23 protein-coding genes are annotated in these 24,567 nt (G+C 71.7%); 4 read left to right on the top strand and 19 right to left on the bottom strand.

What is annotated here, in order from left to right; all coding sequences use genetic code 11:
* Positions 1-5: 5 nt before the first annotated feature.
* Positions 6-713: an MBL fold metallo-hydrolase gene (locus ACZ52J_RS09200; protein WP_360498479.1), complete on the bottom strand. Its 708-nt coding sequence runs from the start codon at positions 711-713 to the stop codon at positions 6-8.
* Between the two features lie 236 nt (positions 714-949).
* Between ACZ52J_RS09200 and ACZ52J_RS09195 the strand changes: the two genes are divergently transcribed.
* On the top strand, positions 950-1,795 hold the full coding sequence (locus ACZ52J_RS09195) for a peptidylprolyl isomerase (protein ID WP_465617059.1): 846 nt from the start codon (positions 950-952) through the stop codon (positions 1,793-1,795).
* A 285-nt stretch (positions 1,796-2,080) separates the two neighbouring features.
* Positions 2,081-3,310 carry a DUF349 domain-containing protein gene (locus ACZ52J_RS09190; protein WP_360498475.1) on the top strand — a complete coding sequence of 410 codons (1,230 nt, stop codon included), beginning with the start codon at positions 2,081-2,083 and terminating at the stop codon, positions 3,308-3,310.
* A 75-nt stretch (positions 3,311-3,385) separates the two neighbouring features.
* Here the strand turns inward: ACZ52J_RS09190 and ACZ52J_RS09185 are convergent, their stop codons facing one another.
* The 16 genes from ACZ52J_RS09185 to pgsA all read right to left on the bottom strand — a co-directional run bounded on the left by ACZ52J_RS09185 (position 3,386) and on the right by pgsA (position 19,256).
* The gene (locus ACZ52J_RS09185; protein ID WP_396287727.1) at positions 3,386-5,815 is read right to left on the bottom strand and encodes a RelA/SpoT family protein; all 2,430 of its coding nucleotides are present in this window, start codon (positions 5,813-5,815) and stop codon (positions 3,386-3,388) included.
* 175 nt (positions 5,816-5,990) lie between these two features.
* Complete coding sequence (locus tag ACZ52J_RS09180) at positions 5,991-6,542, bottom strand: adenine phosphoribosyltransferase (RefSeq protein ID WP_465617057.1); 552 nt, start codon at positions 6,540-6,542, stop codon at positions 5,991-5,993.
* 24 nt (positions 6,543-6,566) lie between these two features.
* The gene (gene secF, locus ACZ52J_RS09175) at positions 6,567-7,655 is read right to left on the bottom strand and encodes a protein translocase subunit SecF (RefSeq protein ID WP_465617055.1); all 1,089 of its coding nucleotides are present in this window, start codon (positions 7,653-7,655) and stop codon (positions 6,567-6,569) included.
* A 4-nt stretch (positions 7,656-7,659) separates the two neighbouring features.
* Positions 7,660-9,459, bottom strand: coding sequence for a protein translocase subunit SecD (gene secD, locus ACZ52J_RS09170; protein WP_396287728.1), 1,800 nt, complete (start codon positions 9,457-9,459; stop codon positions 7,660-7,662).
* Positions 9,460-9,606: 147 nt separating this feature from the next.
* Positions 9,607-10,014 (bottom strand): preprotein translocase subunit YajC, encoded by a 408-nt coding sequence (gene yajC / locus ACZ52J_RS09165; RefSeq protein WP_360498469.1) that lies wholly within the window; start codon positions 10,012-10,014, stop codon positions 9,607-9,609.
* Between the two features lie 259 nt (positions 10,015-10,273).
* A complete protein-coding gene (ruvB, locus tag ACZ52J_RS09160) occupies positions 10,274-11,374 on the bottom strand; it encodes a Holliday junction branch migration DNA helicase RuvB (RefSeq protein ID WP_465617052.1) in 1,101 nt (366 codons plus the stop codon).
* 55 nt (positions 11,375-11,429) lie between these two features.
* Positions 11,430-12,041: a Holliday junction branch migration protein RuvA gene (ruvA, locus tag ACZ52J_RS09155; protein ID WP_465617050.1), complete on the bottom strand. Its 612-nt coding sequence runs from the start codon at positions 12,039-12,041 to the stop codon at positions 11,430-11,432.
* Positions 12,038-12,589: a crossover junction endodeoxyribonuclease RuvC gene (gene ruvC / locus ACZ52J_RS09150; protein ID WP_465617421.1), complete on the bottom strand. Its 552-nt coding sequence runs from the start codon at positions 12,587-12,589 to the stop codon at positions 12,038-12,040. The genes ruvA and ruvC overlap by 4 nt, the downstream gene beginning before the upstream one ends.
* A 142-nt stretch (positions 12,590-12,731) precedes the next feature.
* On the bottom strand, positions 12,732-13,490 hold the full coding sequence (locus ACZ52J_RS09145; RefSeq protein WP_350521269.1) for a YebC/PmpR family DNA-binding transcriptional regulator: 759 nt from the start codon (positions 13,488-13,490) through the stop codon (positions 12,732-12,734).
* A 100-nt stretch (positions 13,491-13,590) separates the two neighbouring features.
* Positions 13,591-14,214, bottom strand: coding sequence for a pyridoxal 5'-phosphate synthase glutaminase subunit PdxT (gene pdxT / locus ACZ52J_RS09140; RefSeq protein WP_360498461.1), 624 nt, complete (start codon positions 14,212-14,214; stop codon positions 13,591-13,593).
* 103 nt (positions 14,215-14,317) lie between these two features.
* Positions 14,318-15,229 (bottom strand): pyridoxal 5'-phosphate synthase lyase subunit PdxS, encoded by a 912-nt coding sequence (gene pdxS / locus ACZ52J_RS09135; RefSeq protein ID WP_030300161.1) that lies wholly within the window; start codon positions 15,227-15,229, stop codon positions 14,318-14,320.
* A gap of 128 nt (positions 15,230-15,357) precedes the next feature.
* Complete coding sequence (locus ACZ52J_RS09130; RefSeq protein WP_360498543.1) at positions 15,358-15,858, bottom strand: hypothetical protein; 501 nt, start codon at positions 15,856-15,858, stop codon at positions 15,358-15,360.
* An 88-nt stretch (positions 15,859-15,946) separates the two neighbouring features.
* Positions 15,947-16,315, bottom strand: a complete 369-nt coding sequence (locus tag ACZ52J_RS09125; protein ID WP_360498459.1) for a 5-carboxymethyl-2-hydroxymuconate Delta-isomerase — start codon at positions 16,313-16,315, stop codon at positions 15,947-15,949.
* 89 nt (positions 16,316-16,404) lie between these two features.
* The gene (locus tag ACZ52J_RS09120; protein WP_465617047.1) at positions 16,405-17,589 is read right to left on the bottom strand and encodes a glycosyltransferase family 4 protein; all 1,185 of its coding nucleotides are present in this window, start codon (positions 17,587-17,589) and stop codon (positions 16,405-16,407) included.
* Positions 17,590-17,629: 40 nt separating this feature from the next.
* Positions 17,630-18,592: a phosphatidylinositol mannoside acyltransferase gene (locus tag ACZ52J_RS09115; protein WP_465617045.1), complete on the bottom strand. Its 963-nt coding sequence runs from the start codon at positions 18,590-18,592 to the stop codon at positions 17,630-17,632.
* Between the two features lie 16 nt (positions 18,593-18,608).
* On the bottom strand, positions 18,609-19,256 hold the full coding sequence (gene pgsA, locus ACZ52J_RS09110) for a phosphatidylinositol phosphate synthase (protein ID WP_360498541.1): 648 nt from the start codon (positions 19,254-19,256) through the stop codon (positions 18,609-18,611).
* Between the two features lie 254 nt (positions 19,257-19,510).
* On the opposite strand from pgsA, the gene ACZ52J_RS09105 reads away from it, so the two are divergent.
* On the top strand, positions 19,511-21,559 hold the full coding sequence (locus ACZ52J_RS09105; RefSeq protein ID WP_465617042.1) for an elongation factor G-like protein EF-G2: 2,049 nt from the start codon (positions 19,511-19,513) through the stop codon (positions 21,557-21,559).
* Between the two features lie 70 nt (positions 21,560-21,629).
* Here the strand turns inward: ACZ52J_RS09105 and ACZ52J_RS09100 are convergent, their stop codons facing one another.
* The gene (locus tag ACZ52J_RS09100) at positions 21,630-22,055 is read right to left on the bottom strand and encodes a thiol-disulfide oxidoreductase DCC family protein (protein ID WP_465617040.1); all 426 of its coding nucleotides are present in this window, start codon (positions 22,053-22,055) and stop codon (positions 21,630-21,632) included.
* Positions 22,056-22,260: 205 nt separating this feature from the next.
* On the opposite strand from ACZ52J_RS09100, the gene ACZ52J_RS09095 reads away from it, so the two are divergent.
* Positions 22,261-23,907, top strand: coding sequence for a hypothetical protein (locus ACZ52J_RS09095; RefSeq protein ID WP_465617038.1), 1,647 nt, complete (start codon positions 22,261-22,263; stop codon positions 23,905-23,907).
* Positions 23,908-23,980: 73 nt separating this feature from the next.
* Here the strand turns inward: ACZ52J_RS09095 and ACZ52J_RS09090 are convergent, their stop codons facing one another.
* Positions 23,981-24,541, bottom strand: a complete 561-nt coding sequence (locus tag ACZ52J_RS09090) for an HIT family protein (RefSeq protein WP_465617036.1) — start codon at positions 24,539-24,541, stop codon at positions 23,981-23,983.
* Positions 24,542-24,567 lie beyond the last annotated feature (26 nt).

Below are 24,567 nucleotides of genomic sequence, written 5' to 3'. Positions count from 1 at the left end.
TTCCGTCACATTCCTCGTCGCGGGAAAGCCGGGGCGCCGACCGCCCCCGCTGCCTGTCGGAGGTAGGGGTTGGTGGCGCGCTCGCGGCCGATGGTGGTCTGACCGCCGTGGCCGGAGAGGACCACGGTGGAATCGTCGAGGGGCAGGCACACCCGGGCCAGCGAGGTCATGATCGCCTCGCTGTCCCCGCCCGGGAGGTCGGTACGCCCGATGGAGCCGGCGAACAGCAGGTCGCCCGAGAACAGCACCGGGGGGAGGTCCTCGGCACCGGGCGTCCGGAAGGTCACCGACCCCCCGGTATGGCCCGGGGCGTGGTCCACGGTGAGATGCAGGCCGGCCAGCTCCAGCACGCTGCCGTCGGTGAGCTCGCGCACGTCGTCGGGCTCGCCGACGGTGAGCTCGCCCATCAGCTGGGTGCCCAGGGAGCGGCCGAGCGCCTTCTCCGGGTCGGACATCATGTACCGGTCCTCGGGGTGGATCCAGGCCGGGACGCCGCGGGCGCCGCAGACCGGGACCACCGAGGCCACGTGATCGATGTGGCCGTGCGTGAGCAGCACGGCGACGGGCTTGAGCCGGTGTTCGCGGATCAGTTCCTCGACGCCGGAAGCCGCCTGGTGGCCGGGGTCGACGATGACGCACTCCTCGCCCGCCGCCGGAGCGACCAGGTAGCAGTTGGTGCCCCAGGCTCCAGCGGGGAATCCGGCGATGAACACGCGCGTCCTTCGTGATGCGGTCGGTGGCGACGAGGATGGAAGTCAAGTGGTGTACGGGCAGCCTACCGGCGGTACGGCTCCGGTTGCGAACCAGATGGGGGTGGCGGGACGCGGCCTTCTGACAGGTTCACCGCGTCCTTACGGGCCCGGTCCCTACACTTGGCCGCCGAGGGATGCGATGATCCGCTCCGGAATCCATCCACTTTTTCCCCGCACATCCGTAGGAGACACGGCCGGTGGTCAGTAGCGAACAGCGGCGGCGGCAGCTCGCCCGCGAGAAGTACGAGCGCCAGTTGGAGCGCCGGGTCGAGGCGGCGGCCGCGCGTAGGCGCCGCAACACGATCCTGGGCTCCTCATTGGCCGTCGTGGTCCTGGCCGGCGGCGGGACCCTGATCGCCACCGGCGCGTTCAGCTCGGACGACAAGGACAAGAGCACCTCGGCCGCGAGCACCCCGCAGGCCGCACCGACCCAGGCCGGCGAGCCGACCACCCCGACCCGCAAGCCGGTCGAGGGCTGCGCCGACCCGGCGCCGGGCGCCCCCAACGGCAAGAAGTGGCAGGCCGAGCCGGCCATGTCGATCGACCCGGGCGCCGCGTACACCATGGCGCTGGACACCAACTGCGGCAAGGTGACGATCGCGCTGGACGCGGCCAAGGCCCCGCACACCGTGAACTCCTTCGCCTTCCTGGCCGGCGAGAAGTACTTCGACCACACCAAGTGCCACCGCCTCACCACCGACGGCATCTTCGTGCTGCAGTGCGGCGACCCGACCGCCAGCGCGACCGTCCCGGGCGGCACGGGCGGCCCCGGCTACAAGTTCGCGGACGAGAACCTGGCCGGCGCGACCTACCCGGCGGGCACCGTGGCGATGGCCAACTCCGGCCCGGGCACCAACGGCAGCCAGTTCTTCCTGGTCTACAAGGACACCAAGCTGCCGCCGAACTACACCCCCTTCGGCAAGATCAGCGGCGGCTTGGACGCGGTGCAGAAGATCGCTGCCGCCGGCACCCTGGAGGGCTCCCCGGACGGCCACCCGATGGCCGACGTGACCTTCAACTCCGTTACGGTGTCGAAGGGTTGATAGGCTCCGGGGCCGTCGGCGGCCGGCGTCCGCGCCGCCCCCGCCCGGCCCCGGACCGAAATCGCCCGGCCCCGGACCGAAATCGCCCGGCCCGGATGCGGACAGCACCGGGCCTGGTCGCCTATGTTGGCGTTGTATAGGGTGCCCGCACCCGCCTGGCCGTCACCCTCGGCAGAAAGGCACGGCGGACGGGGACGGCGGACTCATCGGTCCGCCGCACATCAACTGTGGACGACGGACGCGCGCCGCCCCGGCGCGGGCGCGACGTCATGTGGAGGACGCGCTATGAGCAGCGACCCGTGGGGCCGTGTGGACGAGCAGGGCACGGTCTACGTCAGGACGGCCGACGGCGAACGCGTCGTGGGTTCCTGGCAGGCCGGCTCGCCCGAGGAGGCCCTCGCCTACTTCGAGCGCAAGTACCAGGGCATCGAGGTGGAGATCGGCCTGCTGGAGAAGCGGGTGCGCACCACCGACCTGGCCGCCAAGGACGCCCAGACCGCGCTGGAGCACCTGCGCGCGCAGGTCGTCGAGGGGCACGCGGTCGGCGACCTGGACGCCCTGGCCAAGCGGCTGGACACGCTCGCCGGCGAGATCGAGAGCCGGCGCGAGGAGCGCAAGGCCGCCCGCGCCAAGGCCCAGGACGAGGCCCGCGCGGCCAAGGACGCCCTGGTCTCCGAAGCCGAGCAGCTCGCCGAGTCCACCCAGTGGCGGGAGGCCGGGGACCGGCTGCGCGCCCTGGTGGACACCTGGAAGGGCCTGCCGCGCCTGGACCGCAAGAGCGACGACGAGCTGTGGCACCGCTTCTCGCACGCCCGCTCGGTCTTCTCCAAGCACCGCAAGGCGCACTTCGCCACCCTGGACGCCGAGCGCGAGACGGCCCGGCAGACCAAGGAGGCGCTGGTCGCCGAGGCCGAGGCGCTGTCCTCGTCCACGGACTGGGGCACCACCGCGGCCTCCTACCGCGACCTGATGGCGCGCTGGAAGTCCGCCGGCCGGGCCCAGCGGGACATCGAGGACGAGCTGTGGGCGCGGTTCCGCGGCGCGCAGGACGTCTTCTTCCAGGCCCGCTCCGCAGTGTTCAGCGAGCGGGACGCCGAGCAGGTGGAGAACCAGAAGCTCAAGGAGGCGCTGGCCGACGAGGCCGAGGCGATCCTGCCGATCACCGACCTGAAGGCCGCCAAGGCCGCGCTGCGCGAGGTCAACGAGCGCTGGGAGGCGATCGGGCACGTGCCGCGCGAGGTCCGTCCGAAGCTGGACGGCCGGCTGAACGCGGTCGAGCGGGCCATCCGCGAGGCCGAGGACGCCGACTGGAAGCGCTCCAACCCGGAGGCCAAGGCCCGCGCGGCCGGCATGGTCGGCCTCTTCCAGGCCAAGGCCGACAAGATCCAGGCCGACCTGGACAAGGCCCGCGCCGCCGGCAACGCCTCCAGGGTCGCCAAGCTGGAGTCCGAGCTGACCGGCGTGCAGACCCTGCTGGAGCAGGCGCACCGCAGCCAGGAGGAGTTCAGCGGCTGATCGGACGCCGTAGGAACACCGAAGGGGCCCCGGGTCGATCCCGGGGCCCCTTCGCGTGCGGCTGCTCGCGCGCGGCTACTTTCGCGCGGAGGTGACGCGGTAGACGTCGTACACGCCCTCGACGCCGCGCACCGCCTTGAGCACGTGGCCGAGGTGCTTCGGGTCGCCCATCTCGAAGGTGAAACGGCTCATCGCCACCCGGTCGCGGGAGGTCTGCACCGCCGCCGACAGGATGTTGACGTGCTGGTCGGAGAGCACCCGGGTGACGTCCGAGAGCAGGCGGGAGCGGTCCAGCGCCTCGACCTGGATGGCCACCAGGAAGACCGAGGACTGGGTGGCCGCCCACTCGACGTCGATCATGCGCTCCGGCTGCTGGCTCAGCGCCTCGACGTTGACGCAGTCGGCACGGTGCACCGAGACGCCGTTGCCGCGGGTCACGAAGCCGACGATCGGGTCGCCCGGCACCGGGGTGCAGCAGCGGGAGAGCTTGACCCAGACGTCCTCGACGCCCTTGACGATCACGCCCGGGTCGCCCTTGGCCCGGCGGCGCGCCGCGCGGCGGGTGTCGTGCGTCGGGGTGGCGGTCTCCGCCAGGTCCTCGGTCGCGCCCTCCTCGCCGCCGAGCGCCTGGACCAGCTTCTGGACGATGTTCTGCGCGGCGACGTGGCCCTCGCCGATCGCGGCGTAGAGCGAGGAGATGTCGGGGTAGCGCATCTCGTGGGCCAGGGTGACCAGCGAGTCGCCGGTCAGGATCCGCTGGATCGGCAGGCCCTGCTTGCGCATCGCCCGGACGATCGCCTCCTTGCCGTGCTCGATCGCCTCCTCGCGGCGCTCCTTGGAGAACCAGGCGCGGATCTTGTTGCGGGCGCGCGGCGACTTGACGAAGCCCAGCCAGTCCCGGGACGGCCCTGCGTTCTCCGCCTTGGAGGTGAACACCTCGACGGTGTCGCCGTTCTCCAGGGTCGACTCCAGCGGCACCAGCCGCCCGTTCACCCGGGCGCCTATCGTGCGGTAGCCGACCTCGGTGTGCACCGCGAAGGCGAAGTCGACCGGGGTCGCGCCGGCCGGCAGGGCTATCACGTCGCCCTTGGGCGTGAAGACGAAGACCTCGTTGCTGGCCAGGTCGAAGCGGAGCGACTCCAGGAACTCGCCCGGGTCGGCGGTCTCCTTCTGCCAGTCCAGCAGCTGCCGCAGCCAGGCCATCTCGTTGACGGCGCCGGCCTTGTCGTCCTTGCGGACCTGGGTCGGGGTGTCGGTGCGGACCTTGGACGCCCCGGCGACCGCGCGCTGCTTGTACTTCCAGTGCGCGGCGATGCCGTACTCGGCCCGTCGGTGCATGTCGAAGGTGCGGATCTGGAGTTCGACGGGCTTGCCGCCGGGGCCGATCACCGTCGTGTGCAGCGACTGGTACATGTTGAACTTGGGCATCGCGATGTAGTCCTTGAACCGCCCGGGCACCGGGTTCCACCGCGCGTGGATGGTGCCCAGCGCCGCGTAGCAGTCGCGGACGGTGTCGACCAGGACCCGGATGCCCACCAGGTCGTAGATCTCGGCGAAGTCCCGGCCCCGGACGATCATCTTCTGGTAGACCGAGTAGTAGTGCTTCGGCCGACCGGTGACGGAGGCGGTGATCCGGGCGCCGCGCAGGTCCGCTTGGACCTGGTCGATCACGGTCGCCAGGTACTCGTCCCGCTTGGGGGCGCGCTCGGCGACCAGCCGGACGATCTCGTCGTACATCTTGGGGTAGAGGATCGCGAAGGCGAGGTCCTCCAGCTCCCACTTGATGGTGTTCATGCCCAGCCGGTGCGCCAGCGGGGCGTAGATCTCCAGCGTCTCGCGGGCCTTCTTCTCCTGCTTCTCCCGCTTGAGGTAGCGCATCGTGCGCATGTTGTGCAGGCGGTCGGCCAGCTTGATCACCAGGACGCGCGGGTCCTTGGCCATCGCCACGACCATCTTGCGGACGGTCTCGGCCTGCGCGGCCTCGCCGAACTTGACCCGGTCCAGCTTGGTGACGCCGTCGACCAGCAGGGCCACCGAGTCGCCGAAGTCCTTGCGCAGGGTCTCCAGGCCGTAGTCGGTGTCCTCGACGGTGTCGTGCAGCAGCCCGGCCATCAGGGTCGGGGCGTCCATGCCGAGCTCGGCCAGGATCGTCGCGACGGCCAGCGGGTGCGTGATGTACGGGTCGCCGCTCTTGCGCTTCTGCCCGCGGTGCCACTTCTCGGCCACCGCGTACGCCTTCTCGATGTCACGCAGCAGCGCCGGGTCGGCCTTGGGGTCGTTGGCCCGGATCGAGCGGAACAGCGGCTCCAGGACGGGGTTGAGCACGCTGGTGCGCTGGCCGCCGAGGCGGGCCAGGCGGGCGCGCATGCCACCGGTGGAGCCCCGGCCGGACGGGGCGAGCGAACGCGAGGAGGTCGGCGCCGGGCGTGCCGGGGTGGCCCCCGAGGGCGTGGGACTGTCTTCGGGGGCGGCCGCTGCGGCCGTGGGCACAACCTCGTCGGGCAAGGACTACTCCTCGGGGCACCGGGCCGACCCCTGCCGTGGCCCGAACGGACGGACACAACCGGGAGGGGATGAATCTTCATGGTACCGAGCCGGGCGCCCCGGTGTTCATCCGGCCGGGCCACGAAACGGAAGGGCGGCGGTCGGATGTTCCGACCGCCGCCCTTCCGCAGTTGCCTCAGACCGTGACCAGCGTCTCCAGCGGAGCACCGTTCAGGTGCCCGGCCAGCCGCGCGCGGCCGTCCAGGAAGCCCAGCTCCATCAGCACCACGACGCCCGCCAGCTCGGCGCCGGCCTCCTTCACCAGGTCCAGCGAGGCGCCGATGGTGCCGCCCGTGGCCAGCACGTCGTCCACCACCAGCACCCGCTCACCCGGTGCGAAGGCGTCGCACTGCACCTCCAGCGTCGCCGCGCCGTACTCCAGCTCGTACGAGCGCCGGAACACCTCGCCGGGCAGCTTGCCCTGCTTGCGGATCGGCACGAAGCCGAGCCCGGCCGCGAAGGCCGCCGGGGCCGCCAGCACGAAGCCGCGCGCCTCCAGGCCCACCACCTTGGTCGCCCCGAGCTCCTTCGCCCGGTCCGCCAGCGCCCGGGTGAGGGCGCCGAAGGCCGCGGCGTCGGCGAGCAGCGGCGCGATGTCCTTGAACAGCACACCCGGCTTCGGGTAGTCCGGGACGTCCCGGATCCGGCTGTTCAGCAGCTCGGCCAGTGCGGTGTCGGCGGTGGTCACGGTGTCGGTCCTTAGGGTCGGGGCTCAGCTCTTGGTGGACGGACGGCCCTTGGCACGAGTGCCGGCCGAGCGACCACGCTGACCGACCATACCCGCAGGCTGGCCCTCGTCCGCGAGCTCGTCCGCGGGCACCGCGTCCTCGGCCTTGGCGGCCGAGGCCCGGTGCTGCAGGACCCGCTTGCGCAGCGCCTTCATCGTCGGCTGCTCCTCCTTGAGCTGCGCCAGCAGCGGGGTGGCGACGCAGATCGAGGAGTAGGCACCGGCCGCGAGACCGATGAACAGCGCGAGCGAGATGTCGTTCAGCGTGCCGGCGCCCAGGAAGCCGCCGCCGATGAACAGCAGCGCGGCCACCGGCAGCAGCGCCACCACGGTGGTGTTGAGCGAGCGCACCAGGGTCTGGTTGAGGCCCGCGTTGGCCGCGTCGCTGTAGGTGAGCTTGTTCTGCTTGGTGAGCCCCTTGGTGTTCTCCTTCACGGTGTCGAAGACGACGACCGTGTCGTAGAGGGAGTAACCGAGGATCGTCAGGAAGCCGATCACCGTACCGGGGGTGACCTCGAAGCCCACCAGGGCGTAGACGCCGATGGTGATCAGGAGGTCGTGGATGAGGGCGACCAGGGCGGCCACCGCCATCCGCCACTCGAAGGCGATCGCCAGGTAGACCGTCACCAGGATCATGAAGACGATCAGACCGGTGAGCGCCTTGTTGGAGATCTGCTTGCCCCAGCTGGGGCCGATCACCTGGGCCTCGACGGTGTCCAGCGGAACGCCGATCTTCTCGGCGAGCTGCGAGCGCACCTCGTCCGAGCTCTTCGGCTCCTCGGTGCTGACCTGGATGCGGATCTTGCCGTTGTCGGTCGACTGCACCAGCGGGTGCGAGGAGACGACCTGGTCGGCCTTCTCCTGCGCCTGCGAGACGGACAGGCCGGGCTTGGCCACGGTGTAGACCGAGCCGCCCTTGAACTCGATGCCCAGGTGCAGGCCCATGGCCAGGCCGATCGCCGCGACCAGCACGATCGCACCGGAGATGGAGTACCAGAGCTTGCGGCGCCCGACGAAGTCGAAACTGACCTCGCCCTGGTAGAGCCGGTGACCCAGATTGGAGAAGCGCGACACGGTGTCAGGCCTCCTTCACGGCGGCAGAGGAGGAGTTACGGCGACGGCTGCTGCGCAGCGGCGGGCGGGCGCCCAGCCGCTTGGGGTCCAGGCCGGACCACGGGTGGCCGTTCAGGAAGAACTTGCGGCGGGCCAGCAGTGTGATCAGCGGCTTGGTGAAGAGGAAGATCACCACGACGTCGAGCGCGGTGGTCAGCCCCAGGGTGAACGCGAAGCCCTGGACCTTGCCGACCGAGACCACGTAGAGCACGGCGGCACAGAGGAAGGAGACGAAGTCCGAGACCAGGATGGTGCGCCGGGCGCGCGGCCAGGCCCGCTGGACCGCCGGGCGCAGCGGGGCGCCCTCGCGGACCTCGTCGCGGATGCGCTCGAAGTACACGATGAAGGAGTCGGCGGTGATACCGATCGCGACGATCGCACCGCAGACCGCGGGCAGGTTCAGCGCGAAGCCGATCCCGCCGCCGAGCAGGCTCATGATCGAGTAGGTCAGGATCGCGGAGACGATCAGACCGGCGATCGAGACCAGGCCGAGGCCGCGGTAGTAGACCAGCGAGTACGCGACGACCAGCAGCATGCCGATCGCGCCGGCCACCAGGCCGGCCTTGAGCTGGTCGCTGCCGAGCGCCGGGGAGACGGTGGTGATGTCGCTCTTGGCGAACTCCAGCGGCAGGGCGCCGTAGCCCAGCACGTTGGCGAGGTCCTGCGCCTCGGTCTGCGAGAAGCGACCGGTGATGACCGCGCTGCCGCCCGGGATCGGGCCGTTGACCTGCGGGTGCGAGACGACCTGGTTGTCCAGCACGATGGCGAACTGGTTGGTCGGCGGGGCCTGGGTGGCCAGCTGGCCGGTGATCTTGGAGAAGGCGTCCGTACCGGTGCCGTTGAACTGCAGCTGGACCTGCCAGCCGGCGCCGGTCTGGGTGTCGAGCGAGGGCTGGGCCTTGGTGACGTCCGAGCCCTTCACGGCCACGGGGCCGAGGGCCAGCTTCTCGTAGTAGCCGTTCTCGGCCTTCTGGGAGCAGGCGACGACGGCCTTGTCCTCGGGGCCGGTCTGGGTGGCGCGGACCTCGGGCTTGGTGCAGTCGAGGGCGGCGAAGGCGGCGGACAGCTCCGGCGGGACGGTGCCCTGGGTCATCGCGGCGCTCAGGTCGGCGGCGCTCGGCGGGGTGGCCGGGGCGCTCGGAGCGCCGGTGGCGGCCGGGGCGGCGCTGCCGGTGGCGGGGGCGGACGGGCTGGCGCCCTCGGCGGCCAGCGCCTCGCCGACGGTGCGGCCCTGCTTGGTGGCGCTCGCGGTCGCGGACGGCGTGCCGGTCGCGGCACCGGCCGGCGGGGTGGCACCGGCCGACGGGGTCGCGCCCGGGGTGCCGGTGGCGGCGGCGGACGGGGTGCCGGTGGGCGTCGGAGCGGTGACACCGCTGGGAGCCACGGCCAGGACCGGGCGGAAGAACAGCTTGGCGGTGGTACCCACCTGGTCCGCCGCGTTCTGCTGGTTGCCGCCCTTGGGGATGTTCACGATGATCGTGTTGTCGCCCTGGGTCTGGACCTCCGCCTCGGAGACACCCATACCGTTGACACGGCGCTCGATGATCCCGGTGGCGATGTCCATGTTGGACTTGGTGATCGCCTTGGGGTCGGTCGACTTCGCGGTCAGCGTGATGCTGGTGCCGCCTGCGAGGTCGATCCCGAGTCGGGGCTTGGTGTTGCCCGTCCCGAACATGAGGGCGACCAGTCCGACGGTGACGACCAGGATGAGGGCCAGCGCCCGCCCTGGGTAGCCGTCGCGCGGGCGCGACTTGGGTGTTGCCACCTTGCTCGTTTCTCCCTGTCCATGCCACCTCCCCGACCGGACCCCCGTCCGGCTCGTGGCTGAACGGGGGTACGGAGGTTCTGCGGCCCTGAGGTCCTGTGGGCTCGCGGCACTGCGCCGCGCGGCCGAGCGGATTGCCCGGCCGTACTACTTGCTCGCGGGAGCCCCGCCCTCGACGTCGCCCTTCTCGGCGCTGTCCTTGGTGAGCGACAGCGGCTTGTCCTCGACCGGCTCGGCGTCGGCGTCCTCGGCCTCCGGCTCGGGAAGCTCGTCGTCGGCGGGGCGACCGTTGATGATCGCGTCGTACTCCTGGGGGTCCAGGACGGCCGCGATCGCGCTCTTGGTGAAGTGGGTGACCACGCCGGGCGCGATCTCCAGCTCGACGGTCTCCTCGTTGACCGCCTTCACCTGGGCGTACAGACCGCCGATGGTGCGCACTCCAGCCCCGGGCTCCAGCGCGGTCTGCATGCTCTGCTGCTGCTGCTGGCGCTTCTTCTGCGATCGGAACATGAGCACGATCGCGACGACCGGGAGGAGAAGGATGATGAGGTTCACTGCAGCCAGGGTCCTTTACGGGCCGCCGGCCGGCGGCCTGTGTGGTATTGGTCGGCCCGTCAGGTGAGAGGGGCGGTCCGGCGGAGTCTATGCAACCCCGAATCGATCGGACAACGCCAAGCATCGCATCCTGTTGCCGAAAGTGGCGAGCCTCCGCCTGCACAGATTCCCCGGGCTTCCCTCGTGACTCCTCCTTGCGGTGCGGCGGCTGCACGGGCGGGGACGGCCCGGTACGGCTCACCCGTTCAGCCGATGACGGTCAACTTTCGTCGGCCGGGAAGAGCTCCGGTTGGGGCGGGACGCCGCCGCGGGTCGCCTGGAGCGGCGGGGTCTGCGCCCGCGAGGTGTGCGCCGGAGGAGTCAGGCCGAGGTGCTGCCAGGCGGCGGCGGTGGCGATCCGCCCGCGCGGAGTCCGGGCGAGCAGGCCCTCGCGGACCAGGAAGGGCTCGGCGACCTCCTCGACCGTCTCGGCCTCCTCCCCCACCGCGACCGCGAGTGTCGACAAACCGACCGGTCCGCCGCCGAACAGCCGCAGCAGCGCGTCCAGCACCGCACGGTCCAGCCGGTCAAGGCCGCGGGCGTCCACCTCGTAGACGGCCAGCGCCTGGGCGGCGATCCCGGCGTCGACCTGGCCGTCGTGCCGGACCTGCGCGTAGTCGCGGACCCGGCGCAGCAGCCGGTTGGCGATGCGCGGGGTGCCGCGCGAGCGCCCGGCGATCTCGGCGGCGCCGGCCGTGTCTATCTCCACGTCCAGCAGCGCGGCCGAGCGGTGCACCACCCGCTGCAGCTCGGCCGGGGCGTAGAACTCCATGTGGCCGGTGAAGCCGAAGCGGTCACGCAGCGGGGGCGGCAGCAGGCCGGCCCGGGTGGTGGCGCCGACCAGCGTGAAGGGCGGCAGCTCCAGCGGGATGGCGGTGGCGCCCGGGCCCTTGCCGACGATCACGTCGACCCGGAAGTCCTCCATCGCCATGTAGAGCATCTCCTCGGCGGGCCGGGACATCCGGTGGATCTCGTCGAGGAAGAGCACCTCCCCCTCGGTGAGCGAGGAGAGGATCGCCGCGAGGTCGCCCGCGTGCTGGATGGCCGGGCCGGAGGTGATCCGGATCGGGGCGCCCAGCTCGGCCGCGATGATCATGGACAGGGTGGTCTTGCCCAGCCCGGGAGGCCCGCTCAGCAGGACGTGGTCGGGCGCGCTGCCGCGCTTGCGGGCGGCCTGGAGCACCAGGGACAGCTGCTCGCGCACCCGTTCCTGACCGATGAACTCGTCCAGCAGCTTGGGGCGCAGCGCCGCCTCGACCGCCTGGTCCTCACCGTCGGCGGCGGCCGTGACCAGCCGGTCGGCGGGTTCCGAGTCGTACATCGTTACGGGCTCCCAAGTCTCCAGAGTCGACAAACGGACAGATCGTCAGATGGCCTCAGCGGGCGCGGTTGAGGCCGCGCAGCGCGAGTCGGAGCAGGGCGCCGACGTCCGGCGTCGACTGGGCCTCCGCCTCCGGGGTGACGGCCGCGACCGCGTCGTCCGCCTCGCGCGGGGCGTAGCCGAGGCCGGTCAGCGCGGAGTGCAGCTGCTCGCTCCACGGCGCCGGGCCGGCCGCGACCGGCTTCTGCGCCGGCACCGAGCCGTGCGGGGCGCCCAGCTTGTCCTTGTACTCCAGCAGCAGCTTGGCCGCCTTCGCCTTGCCGATGCCCGGGACGGCGACCAGCGCCTTCTCGTCGCCGTTCGCGACCGCGGCCCGCAGCGCGTCCGGGCTGTGCACGCCGAGGATCGCCTGCGCCAGCTTGGGGCCGACGCCCGGCGCGGCCTGCAGGATCTCGAAGACCGCGCGCTCGTCGTCGTCCGCGAAGCCGAACAGGGTCAGCGAGTCCTCCCGGACCACCAGGGAGGTCGCCAGCCGGGCCGGCTCGCCCAGGCGCAGGCCGGCCAGCGTGTTCGGGGTGCACTGCACCGCCATGCCCACCCCGCCGACCTCGACCACCGCGAGCCCGGAGGAGATGGCCGCCACGGGCCCTTGCACGAAGGCGATCACCGGAAGGTTCCTTTCACGGGGGTGGAGCGCGTTGTGGCGCGGGCGGCCCGGACGGCGGCCTCCAGGCGGTTGGTCGCCCCGCCGCGCCAGATGTGGCAGATCGCGAGCGCCAGCGCGTCGGCGGCGTCCGCGGGCTTGGGCGGGGCGTCCAGCCGCAGCAGGCGCTGCACCATGGCCGTGACCTGGGCCTTGTCGGCCCGGCCGGAGCCGGTGACGGCCGCCTTGACCTCGCTGGGGGTGTGCAGGGTGACGGGGATGCCGCGGCGTGTGGCGCAGAGCATCGCGACCGCGCTGGCCTGGGCGGTGCCCATCACGGTGCGCACGTTGTGCTGGGCGAAGACCCGCTCGACCGCGACCAGATCGGGCCGGTGCTCGTCCAGCCAGGCCTCGATGCCCTCCTCGATCCGGAGCAGCCGCTGCCCGATCTCGGCCTCGGCGGGGGTGCGAACCACCCCGACCCCGACCATCCGCAGGGGCCGGCCCGGCGCGCCCTCGACCACGCCGACCCCGCACCTGGTCAGCCCCGGGTCCACACCCAGTACCCGCACCACTCGCCCCGCCTTCCGTCTCCGACCTGCGAAGGCTACCGTCCGGGTCCGACAACCCGACCGACGACACCGGCCCGGCGGTCCTGGGACCACCGGGCCGGGCAGTGAGAACGATCACTCAGCGAGGATCAGCCGCCGAGGATCACTCGGCGTCGAGCTCCGCACCGACCTCGTCGGAGATGTCGAAGTTGGCGAAGACGTTCTGCACGTCGTCGCTGTCCTCGAGGGCGTCGATCAGCTTGAGGATCTTGCGGGCGCCGTCGACGTCCAGCTCGACCTGCATGCTCGGGAGGAAGTTGGCCTCGGCCGAGTCGTAGTCGACGCCGGCGTCCACCAGCGCGGTGCGCACGGCGACCATCTTGGAGGCCTCGGAGACGATCTCGAACGAGTCGCCGAGGTCGTTGATCTCCTCGGGCTCCTGGTCGAGGACGACCTCGAACAGCTTGTCCTCGTCCACGCCGTCGGCCTTGGGGACGATGACGACACCCTTACGGGTGAACAGGTACGACACCGAGCCCGGGTCGGCCATCGAGCCGCCGTTGCGGGTCATCGCGACGCGCACGTCGGAGGCGGCGCGGTTGCGGTTGTCGGTGAGGCACTCGATCAGGACGGCGACACCGTTCGGGCCGTAGCCCTCGTACATGATGGTCTGGTAGTCGGCGCCGCCGGCCTCCAGACCGCCACCGCGCTTGACGGCGCGGTTGATGTTGTCGATCGGGACCGAGCTCTTCTTCGCCTTCTGGATGGCGTCGTAGAGGGTCGGGTTGCCCGCCGGGTCGGGTCCGCCGGTGCGCGCCGCCACCTCGATGTTCTTGATCATCTTGGCGAAGAGCTTGCCGCGCTTGGCGTCGATCACGGCCTTCTTGTGCTTGGTGGTAGCCCACTTAGAGTGGCCGGACATCGCCAGCTCCTTTACGTCGCCAAAGGGAAATGAACAGATGAGATCTTACCGGTGTCGTCACCGGTAAGGCGCACACGGTCAGCACGCTGTCAGGACGCGCTCAGCGCGCGGCCGCCGCGAGGTGCTCCTCGACCATCTTGACGAAGTACGCGTGCACCCGGTGATCACCGGTCAGCTCCGGGTGGAACGAGGTGGCCAGCAGGTTGCCCTGGCGCACGGCCACGATCCGGCTGTCCGGACCGTCCGCGGCGGGCAGTTCGGCCAGCACCTCGACGCCCGCGCCGACCGCCTCGACCCAGGGGGCGCGGATGAAGACGCCGTGCACCGGCGCGTCGTCCAGGCCCTTGAAGGCGATCCCGGACTCGAAGGACTCGTTCTGGCGGCCGAAGGCGTTGCGACGCACCGTCATGTCGATGCCGCCGACGCTCTCCTGGTCCTCGCGGCCGTCCAGGATCTTGTCCGCCAGCATGATCATGCCCGCGCAGGTGCCGTACACCGGCATGCCGGCGGCGACCCGCTCGCGCACCGGGTCCATCACGCCGAACAGCAGCGCCAGCTTGGACATGGTGGTGGACTCCCCGCCGGGGATCACCAGCGCGTCGACCTCGGCCAGTTCCTCCGCACGGCGCACCGGACGGGCGAGCGCGTCGGCCTCGGCCAGCGCCACCAGGTGCTCGCGGACGTCGCCCTGCAGGGCGAGGACACCGATGACTGGAGTGCTCACGGTCTTCAACCTCAATCGATCGTTACTACGGAAGTACGTGGCACGGCCCGCCGCAGCGCCGAAGCGCTGGGGCGGGCCCGGGCCCTCGGAACCTGCGGGGCGACTACCAGCCGCGGTTGGCGTAGCGCTCGGTCTCCGGCAGGGTGTCGCAGTTGATGCCGACCATGGCCTCGCCGAGGTTGCGGGAGGCGTCCGCGATGATCTTCGGGTCGTCGAAGAAGGTGGTGGCCTTCACGATGGCGGCGGCGCGCTTGGCCGGGTCGCCCGACTTGAAGATGCCGGAGCCGACGAAGACGCCCTCGGCGCCCAGCTGGCGCATCAGCGCGGCGTCGGCCGGGGTGGCCACGCCACCGGCGGAGAACAGCACGACCGGCAGCTTGCCGAGCTCGGCGACCTCCTTGACCAGCTCGTACGGGGCGCGCAGCTCCTTGGCGGCGGCGTACAGCTCGTTGTTGTCGAAGCCGCGCAGCTTGGCGATCTCGTTCTTGATCTGGCGCAGGTGGCGGACGGCCTCGACGACGTTGCCGGTGCCGGCCTCACCCTTCGAGCGGATCATGGCCGCGCCCTCGGCGATGCGGCGCAGGGCCTCGCCCAGGTTGGTGGCGCCGCAGACGAAGGGGGTGGTGAAGGCGAACTTGTCCGAGTGGTTGACCTCGTCGGCCGGGGTGAGCACCTCGGACTCGTCGATGTAGTCGACACCGAGCGACTGCAGGACCTGGGCCTCGACGAAGTGGCCGATGCGGGACTTGGCCATCACCGGGATGGAGACCGCGGCGATGATCTCCTCGATCATGTTCGGGTCGGACATGCGGGCCACGCCGCCGTCCTTGCGGATGTCGGCCGGAACCCGCTCGAGCGCCATGACGGCCACCGCGCCGGCGTCCTCGGCGATCTTGGCCTGCTCGGCGTTGACCACGTCCATGATCACACCGCCCTTGAGCTGCTCGGCCATGCCCCGCTTGACCCGGGCGGTGCCGATCTGGGGCTGGTCTGCGGTGGTGGGGGTGGTGGACACGTGAGACCTCACTCGAAGATGAACCAGTGCTATCGCCCTATGGTAGGCGGAACGGGTGGCCCCTCCATGCGCCACCGAGTCCAGCCAGGGCGAAGGGATACGACAAACGGGCCGTATCCGTGGACACCCTAAGCAGGCGCCCCTTCCGGCGTGAGAGCGGGCGGCGGGGCGTCGTCCATTTCGAACGCCATCGGGAACGGGGCCTTCCCGGCCAGCCGGAAGTACCGCACCAGCCGGTGCTCGCGCACCGCGCGCGCCGCCCGCACCGCGTCGTTGTGGAACCGGCGGGCCATCGGCACCCGGCGCACCGCGGCCGTCAGGTCACGAACCGCGTCATCGCCGCCCGGCTCGGCCACCAGCGCCGCCACCTGCTCCGGCTCCTCGAGCACCGCCCGCAGCGCCAGGCTCAGCTGGCTCTCCGCCACCTCGCGATGCTCGTCCTCGGCCTGCCGGGCCGCGTGCGCCGCGTCCAGCAGCAGCAGCGAGGCCGCCGGATCCAGCAGCGAGGACGTCGCCAGCTCGATGGCCACCGAGGCCCGGCGGACCAGCTGCGCGTCCAACGCCGCCCGCGCGGCGTCGATCCGGGCGTGCAGCCGGTCCAAGCGACCGGCCGTCCAACTCAGGTACATGCCGAAGAGCACCACGGCCACGGCGGCCCAGATCCAGGTAGTCACGGGCCGCTACGTTACCGGGTGTCACCGGCCGGCCCGACCGGCGTCAGCCGGCCACGACCGCGTTCCGGTAGCTCTCCCGCTCGATGTCCGCCAGGTTGACGGCGGTGAACAGCCGGGCGCCCGGCGCCGGCTTCACGTGCTCGGCCAGCAGCGCCAGGACACCCGCGCCCAGCGCCGCCTTCGCCTCCGGCGTGCGGCCCGGGAACATCTGGACCTCGACGTACACCTGGACGTCGGACGGGGTCCCGCTCGTGCCGACCACGAGCTCCTCGCTCTGCCGGAACAGCGTCTTGCAGGACTCCGGCTTCGCGTCGATCGTCTCCTCGGCGAGCCGGTTGATCGCCAGGCCCAGCGCCCGGCGGTCGAAGCCGCCGGCCAGGCCGGCCGAATAGTCGACGGAGATGTGCGGCATCGGTTTCCCCCATGCAGTGAAGCGATACGGTCGCCCGACCCTAACCCCACCCACACCGGGGCCGACCACGCCCCCGCCGCGGCCCCGGATCAGTCCCTGGCCAGCCCGAACCGGCCGCGCCGCCCGCTGCGCTCGTCCTCCTCGACCACCGCCGCGGCCCCCGCCGTCACCGTCTCGTACACCGACAGGATGTCCGCGCCCACGGTCGACCAGTCGAACCGCCGCACATGCCGCGACGCCGCCACCCGCAGCTCCTCCAGCCGCGCCGGATCGCCCAGCAGCCGCAGCGCCGTACGGGCCAGCGCCTCCGCGTTCTCCACCGGGAACAGCTCGCCGGCGTCCCCGCCGTCCAGCACCTGCTTGAACGCGTCCAGGTCGCTCGCCAGCACCGGGGCACCCGCCGACATCGCCTCGACCAGGATGATCCCGAAGCTCTCGCCACCGGTGTTCGGCGCCACGTACAGGTCCACGCTGCGCAGCAGCCGGGCCTTCTCCGCGTCGCTCACCATGCCGAGGAACTCCACCTGCCGACGCACCTCCGGCGCCAGGCCCGCCACGGCCTCCTCCTCGTCGCCCTTACCCGCCACCAGCAGCCGCACCCCCGGCCGCTGCGCCAGGATCCCCGGCAGCGCCGCCAGCAGCGTCGGCAGGCCCTTGCGCGGCTCGTTGATCCGGCCGATGAAGCCGATCGTGCCCGGCTCCCCCTTCGCCGCGTGGCCCATCCAGCGCTCGTCCGGCTCTGCGTCCGCGAAGAAGCCCACGTCCACGCCGTTCGGGATCACCACCGCGTCCCCGCCCAGGTGCTCCACCAGGGTCCGCCGGGCGTACTCCGACACCGCGATCCGGGCCCGCATCTTCTCCAGGCCCGGCTGCAGGATCGGCGAGGCCGCGATCATCGCCCGCGAGCGCGGGTTGGAGGTGTGGAACGTCCCCACCATCGGCCCGGTCGCCGACCAGGCCGCCAGCATCGACAGGCTCGGCGAGGCCGGCTCGTGCACGTGCAGGATGTCGAAACGCCCGTCGTGCAGCCACCGCCGCACCCGCGCCGCCGACAGGATCCCGAAACTCAGCCGCGCCACCGACCCGTTGTACGGCACCGCCACCGCCCGCCCGGCCGAGACCACGTACGGCGGCAGCGCCTCGTCGTCCTCGGCCGGCGCCAGCACCGACACTTCGTGCCCCAGGCCGATCAGGTGCTCGGCCAGGTCCCGGATGTGGAACTGCACCCCACCGGGGACGTCCCAGTCGTACGGGCAGACGATGCCGATCTTCACGGATTCCTCAAGCTCCTTCGGACAGTCGTACGGGCCGGACTCAGGACCCGGAGGCCTCGGCCGCGGGCTCGGGGGCCGCCTCCGCGCGCACCGCGGAGGGCTCCTTCACCGTCTCACGGACCGCAAGGTCGGCCAGCCAGAACTTCTGCAGCATGTGCCAGTCCTGCGGGTGCTCGCGGACGCCCTGCTCCCACACGGCCGCCATCGCCTGGGTCATCGCCCGCGTCCCCTCCTTGCGGTCGCCCTCCTCGGGCACCGCCACCTCGGGGTGGATCCGCGCCCGCAGCACCGGGCCGTCGTACCAGAGCGTCACCGGCAGCAGCGCCGCCCCGGTCCGCCGGCACAGCGCCGCCGGACCGGCCGGCATCCGGGTCGCCTCACCGAAGAACGACACCTCGATGCCCGCCTCCGACAGGTCCCGGTCCCCCACCAGGCACACCAGCCGGCCCTCGCGCAGCCGCCGCGCCAGCGTGCCGATCACGTTCACCGAACCGCCGGTCAACGCCAGGACCTCCATGCCCAGGCCCTCCCGGAACGCCACGAACCGGTCGAACAGCCGCTCCGGCTTCAACCGCTCCGCGACCGTGGTGAACGGATAGCCCTGCTGCGCCACCCAGGCGCCCGCCAGGTCCCAGTTGCCCATGTGCGGCAGCGTTATCACCGCGCCCCGACCGGCCTCCAGCGGCGCCCGCAGGTGCTCGAAGCCCTCCACCTGGACGTCCCGCGCCACCCGCTCCCGGCTCCACACCGGCAGCCGGAACGACTCCATCCAGTACCGCAGGTACGAGCGCATCCCGGCCCGCGACAACGACCGCAGCGCGGCCTCGTCCAGCCCCGGACGGACCCGGCGCAGGTTCGCCTCCAGCTGCCGCACCCGCTTGCCGCGCTTGCGCCACGCGTAGTCCGCCAGCCGGTCGAACAGCCCCCGCGCCCACGACTCCGGCAGGTGCTTCAGCAGCCCCCACCCCAGCGCGTACGCCCAGTACACCAATCGGTCGGTCACCTCAGGACGCCCCCCATCAGCTCCCGGCCGCCGCTCGGTCGGCCTCGAACGCCTCCCGGCGCACGGTCAGCATCCGCTGGAACACCGTCACCAGGCTGCCCACCGCCACCAGCCACAACGCCACCGGCAGCAGCCACTCCACGTACGGCACGCCGAACGTGTGCAGACCCGCGACCCCGGCCGCCACCAGGCTGGCCACCAGCCGCTCGGCCCGCTCCACCAGCCCCGACACGTCACACGGCAGGCCCTGGCTCTCCGCCCGCGCCTTGGTGTACGACACCACCAGACCGCTCGCCAGGCAGAAGATCGCCACCGCGCACAGCAGGTTGTCGTCCCCCTTGCCCGCGTACCACATCGCCAGGCCGCCGAAGATCGCCGCGTCCGCGACCCGGTCCAGCGTGGAGTCCAGGAACGCCCCCCACTTGCTGGTCCGGCCCAGCTGACGGGCCATGTTCCCGTCCACCAGGTCCGAGAAGATGAACAGCGTGATCGTGATGGTGCCCCAGAAGAACTCCCCACGCGGGAAGAACACCAGCGCACCGGCCACCGAACCGGCGGTACCGACCAGCGTCACGGCGTCCGGGCTCACGCCCAGCCGGATCAGGAACGCGGCGAACGGGGTCAGAACACGTGTGAAGAAGGCACGCGCGTATTTGTTGAGCATGGCCTTCCCAGCCGCTCCGATCTCCCAGATACCCGCCTGGCGCAACACACGCGGCAGACGGCCGAACGAATCAGCCCGTCCGGCGCACCCATCGTAGCCACGCCGACGACACGCTCCGCCGCACGCACCGCCGAACGACGCGCCCGCGACCGCACGCACACGTACGGTCACCGACCGGCCGTACGACACGCGCCACCGCGACACCCGACCCTAGACTGCGATGGACAGCCTCGGCGCCACGGGAGGAGACCCCGATGCCCGACCGCAGCACGGTACGAGCCGGCCAGGCACCCGCCGTCACCGGCCCCCGGGACCTGCGTAACGTCGTCCTCATCGGCCCCAGCGGTGTGGGCAAGACCACCCTCGCCGAATCCCTCGCCCACGCCGCCGGAGCCACCGGCCGGGCCGGCCGCGTCACCGACGGCACCACCGTCTCCGACCACGAGGACATCGAGCACCAGCAGCAGCGCTCCGTCCAGCTCTCCGTGCTGCCGCTCGAGTGGAAGGGCGTCAAGATCAACCTGATCGACCCGCCCGGCCACCCCGACTTCACCGCCGACCTGCGCGCCGCCCTGCACGCCGCCGACGCCGCCGTCTTCGTCGTCTCCGCCACCGACCCGGTCACCGCCCCCACCCGCGCCCTGTGGCGCGAATGCGCCGCCGAGGGCATCCCCCGCGCCATCGCCGTCGCCAAACTCGACGTCGCCCGCACCGGCTTCGACGACATCCTCACCGCCTGCCACGACGCCTTCGACCTGGGCCCGGACACCCTCCGCCCGCTCTTCCTGCCCGTCCTCCACGACGGCCGGCCCGACGGCAGCGTCGACCTGCTCACCGGCGACACCTACGGCGACGCCACCCCGCTCCCCGACACCGGCCCCGCCCACGACAGCCTCGTCGAGGCCATCTCCGGCCAGGACGACACCCTGATGGAGCGCTACCTCGCCGGCGACACCCTCGACGCCGACGCCCTCGAAGCCGGCCTGCGCCGCGAAGTCCTCGACTGCACCCTCCACCCCGCCGTCCCCACCAGCGAGAACGGCCTCGGCGCCGCCGAACTCCTCGACCTCATCGCGCACACCTTCCCCGACCCCACCGAACGCACCCGCCCCGGCCCGGCCTGCGACCCCGACGCCCCGCTCGCCGCCCAGGTCGTCCGCGTCACCGGCGACGCCTACGTCGGCCGGATCAGCCTGCTGCGCGTGTACGCCGGCACCCTGCGCCCCGACACCAAGATCCATCTCGTCGGCCCCGCCCACACCGCCGACCAGAACGGCGACGAACGCGTCACCGCCCTCACCAGCCCGTTCGGCAAACTCCAGCGCCCCGTCCCGCACGCCGTCGCCGGAGACCTCGTCTGCGCCGCCAAACTCACCACCGCCCGCGCCGGCGACACCGTCCACGACCCCGGCCACCCCGTCGAACTCGACGGCTGGACCCTCCCCGAACCCCTGCTCCCGATCGCCGTCGAAGCCCACAGCAAGGCCGACGACGACAAGCTCTCCCAGGCCCTCAACCGCCTCACCGCCGAGGACCCTGCCCTACGCCTCGAACAGAACCCGGACACCCACCAGCTCGTCCTCTGGTGCACCGGCGAGGCCCACGCCGAAGTCGTCCTCGACCGCCTGCGCAGCCGCCACAACGTCCACGTCGACACCGTCGAACCCAAGGTCGCCCTGCGCGAGACCTTCGGCACCGCCGCCGCCGGCCACGGCCGCCTCGTCAAGCAGTCCGGCGGCCACGGCCAGTACGCCATCTGCGACCTCGAAGTCGAACCCCTCCCGGCCGGCTCCGGCTTCGAGTTCCAGGAACACGTCGTCGGCGGCGCCGTCCCCAAGCACTTCATCCCCTCCGTCGAGAAGGGCGTCCGCGCCCAGCTCGCCAAGGGCGTCTCCACCGGATACCCGCTCATCGACGTCCGGGTCACCCTCACCGACGGCAAGGCCCACTCCGTCGACTCCTCCGACGCGGCCTTCCAGAACGCCGCCGCCCTCGCCCTGCGCGACGCCGCCGAGCACGCCGTCATCCGCCTGCTCGAACCCGTCGCCGCCGTCAGCATCCTGCTGCCCGACGACTACCTCGGCGCCGTCCTCGGCGACCTCTCCGCCCGCCGCGGCCGGGTCCTCGGCACCGAGACCGGCGGATCCGGCCTCACCCTGCTGCGCGCCGAGGTCCCCGAACTCGAACTCGTCCGCTACCCGGTCGACCTGCGCTCCCTCACCCACGGCACCGCCGAGTTCACCCGCGCCTACCTGCGCCACGAACCCATGCCGACCGCCCTCGCCGAGCGCCACACCGGCTGAACAGCCCTACCACCGGGCGGACTTACGGCCGACCGGGCTCACGGCCGGGAGGACCGACGGCCGGACGGACCTACGGCTGGACGGCCTTGCGGTTCGGCAGCGCGCACGCCGCCGTACCCCCCGGCATCCGGTGCCGGTTACGCGCCACCCACCGGTACGCCAGAGCCGCCACCGGCCGCACCGGCGGCGCCGTCAACACCGCGCCCAGGTACGCCCACACCCCACCGGAGCGCATCAGCAACCGCGCAACCGCCTGCGCGCCCCCGTACACCCGCCCGGTCGGCGTCACCCACAACACCTCGCGCTCCGCCCGCTCGGCCGACACCTCGCCCCGGCCGCCCGCGTGTTCGTCCCACGCCCCGAGGTCCGCGAACTGGAACGCCACCGCCTCCCAGCCCCCCGAGGCCAGTGTCTGCCGCAGGTAACGCTCCGCCCACCGCACGCAGGACGAACAGAACGCGCAGTCCCCATCGAAGACCAGCACCGGATCCTTCACAGCGGCTCCCCTTTCCTCGCTTCTCCCACCATCCTCCTCCGCCCCACCCCGGCCCGCTCCGCCGGGTATCGACCTGCCCGAACCTGGGCATCATGCCTCTCAGGACCGGTACGGCCGGATCGTGACGGTACTTCAGACGATCATCCGCGCCGGGGTGCCACGGCACGGTAACCTGCCGCTGACAAGGGGAGGAGGGGACGCCACCGTGACCACACTCGACATGACCCCGGGTGCGCAGATACCCCGGACCGACGCCGGCCCGCAGACCGCCGTCACCCAGGCGCTCTCCTCGGCCGCCTACCGCGACGGCGAGATCGGCGGCTTCGTCGCGGCCGTCACCGACGCCAAGGAGAAGAAGGGCCGCTTCGCCCTCTTCCGCCCCAACGTCGGCGAGGCCTTCAGCAAGGCGCTGGTCTCCCGCGCCCTCGGCGGCGACCGCAAACCCATCGTCCCGTCCTTCGGTGTCGACACCCGCCAGGTCGTCGAACACTGCCTGGCCGCCGAGGAACTGCGCACCACCCGTGACCGGCAGCTCACCACCGTCACCCTGATCACCGGCGGACTCTTCCTCCCCGGCACCCTGCTCTGGCTCGCCGCCTTCCAGGTGCGCGCCTGGCTCAAACGGGACAACCCGAAGAACGCCGCCGCCTACGGCGGCATCACCCTCGCCCTGGCCGCCGCCCTCGCCGTCTTCCTCGTGCTGCGCCCGCAGGCCGCCGGCCTCCTCGGCATCTACCTGCGCGTCACGATGCTGGCCCCGGTTCTCGGTTGGTACCTCGCCCGCCAGATCGTCGAGCGCTTCGCCAAGGACCTGCGCGGCCGCTGGCAGTCCCTGGTCGAGGGCTCCGCCGTCGCCGCCACCGTCGCCAAGGCCGTCCCCCGCGACGACCTCGACAAGAAGGCCACCGACCTGCGCGACAAGCTCGGCCGCCTGGACGCCGAGCAGGAGACCAACGTCCACCACTACGCCGGCCCCAAGGGCATCCTCGGCGCCGGCCGACGCTGGGGCGAGTGGCGCCTCGCCGACACCCTCCACCCCGCCGAGGGCCACGTCGACTTCCGCGCCTTCCACCCCTGGGACCTGGTCCGCCGGATCTCCTCCCACCTCAAGGGCCTCGGCATCAGCCACGTCGCCAACAGCGGCATGCCCAACGTCACCATCAAGCAGTGGGTGGTCTTCGACATCGGCGAGGGCGCCGACGAGATCAGCCGCCCCGGCAACGCCGACATGGACGGCGACCGGATGCGCGACTTCGCCGTGCAGACCATCGCCGACAAGCAGACCTTCTCCGGCGGCCCCCGGCACTACCTCGCCACCCAGTTCATCACCCACGACGGCAAGCTGGTCCTCACCTTCACCATCACGGTGACCCTGCTCGCCGACGTCCTGACCATCGCGGTGGCCGGCTACGCGCTCGGCCCCGTCAAGGGCGTCTTCTTCGACAAGCCCAAGGACAAGGAGAAGACGGTCGCCAAGACCGTGAAGTTCTGGGAGGAGCGCACCGTCAAGCTCCCCCTGATCGACAACGACGAGGTCGTCCGCCAGGCCGTCCGCGCCCCCTTCTACCGGATGCCCGGCCTGCTCGGCTGGCTCGGCGGCGGACTCGGCCTGCCCGAACCCTTCGGCCTGCGGCACGTCTGGGTCGGCCGCGCCTGGGACAACCGCTCCATGGTCGACAACGCGATGAACGCCTCCGTCCCGGTGCTCAACGCGGTCCACAGCGCCACCCTGGAGTTCCTGCGGGAGCACGACCTCGACGCCGACCGGTTCTTCAAGAACCGCACCTCGATCATCAAGTCCGAGGCGCAGAGCCCCCGGCCGTACGACGTCGACACGTTCAACGCCGGCTGAGCCGGCCGCGCACGACGAAGGGGCCCGCCACCGATCGCCTCGGTGTCGGGCCCCTTCTCGCGTCCGCTCCGGGTCAGCCCTGCGGCCAGACCTCGGCCAGCATCTTGCGGGTGTCCGCCAGCAACTGCGGCAGCACCTTGGTGTGGCCGACCACCGGCATGAAGTTCGTGTCCCCGCCCCAGCGCGGCACCACGTGCTGGTGCAGGTGCGCCGCGATCCCGGCACCGGCCGCCGCACCCTGGTTCATCCCGATGTTGAACCCGTGCGCCCCGGAGGCCGCCCGCAGCGCGGTCATCGCCTTCTTGGTGAAGTCCGCCAGCTCGGCCGTCTCCGCCTCGTCCAGGTCCGTGTAGTCGGCCACGTGCCGGTACGGGACCACCATCAGGTGCCCGCCGTTGTACGGGTACAGGTTCAGCACCGCGAACACGGCGTTCCCCCGGGCGACGACCAGCCCGTCCTCGTCGTTCAGCGACGGGATCGAGCAGAACGGACAACCGTCGTCCGGAGCCGGGCCGGTGGGCTTGTTCTCACCCTGGATGTACGCCATCCGATGGGGGGTCCACAGGCGGCGGAAGCCGTCCGGCTCCCCGACGCCCCGCTGCAGTTCCGGCTCAGTCGTCATGCTGATCAGCATATTCGCCCGACGGTGCTTGCAAAGCC

The sequence above is a fragment of the Kitasatospora sp. NPDC034035 genome (genome assembly GCF_055575755.1).
This window is presented reverse-complemented; position numbering and strand designations above follow the sequence as displayed.

Bases quoted from the DNA above. Each gene is read 5' to 3' on its own strand.
- ACZ52J_RS09190 (WP_360498475.1), top strand. From the start codon at position 2,081: ATGAGCAGCGACCCGTGGGGCCGTGTGGACGAGCAGGGCACGGTCTAC.
- ruvB (WP_465617052.1), bottom strand. From the start codon at position 11,374: ATGTACGACTCGGAACCCGCCGACCGGCTGGTCACGGCCGCCGCCGAC.
- ACZ52J_RS09145 (WP_350521269.1), bottom strand. From the start codon at position 13,490: ATGTCCGGCCACTCTAAGTGGGCTACCACCAAGCACAAGAAGGCCGTG.
- ACZ52J_RS09130 (WP_360498543.1), bottom strand. From the start codon at position 15,858: ATGTACCTGAGTTGGACGGCCGGTCGCTTGGACCGGCTGCACGCCCGG.
- ACZ52J_RS09125 (WP_360498459.1), bottom strand. From the start codon at position 16,315: ATGCCGCACATCTCCGTCGACTATTCGGCCGGCCTGGCCGGCGGCTTC.
- pgsA (WP_360498541.1), bottom strand. From the start codon at position 19,256: ATGCTCAACAAATACGCGCGTGCCTTCTTCACACGTGTTCTGACCCCG.
- ACZ52J_RS09105 (WP_465617042.1), top strand. From the start codon at position 19,511: ATGCCCGACCGCAGCACGGTACGAGCCGGCCAGGCACCCGCCGTCACC.
- ACZ52J_RS09090 (WP_465617036.1), bottom strand. From the start codon at position 24,541: ATGCTGATCAGCATGACGACTGAGCCGGAACTGCAGCGGGGCGTCGGG.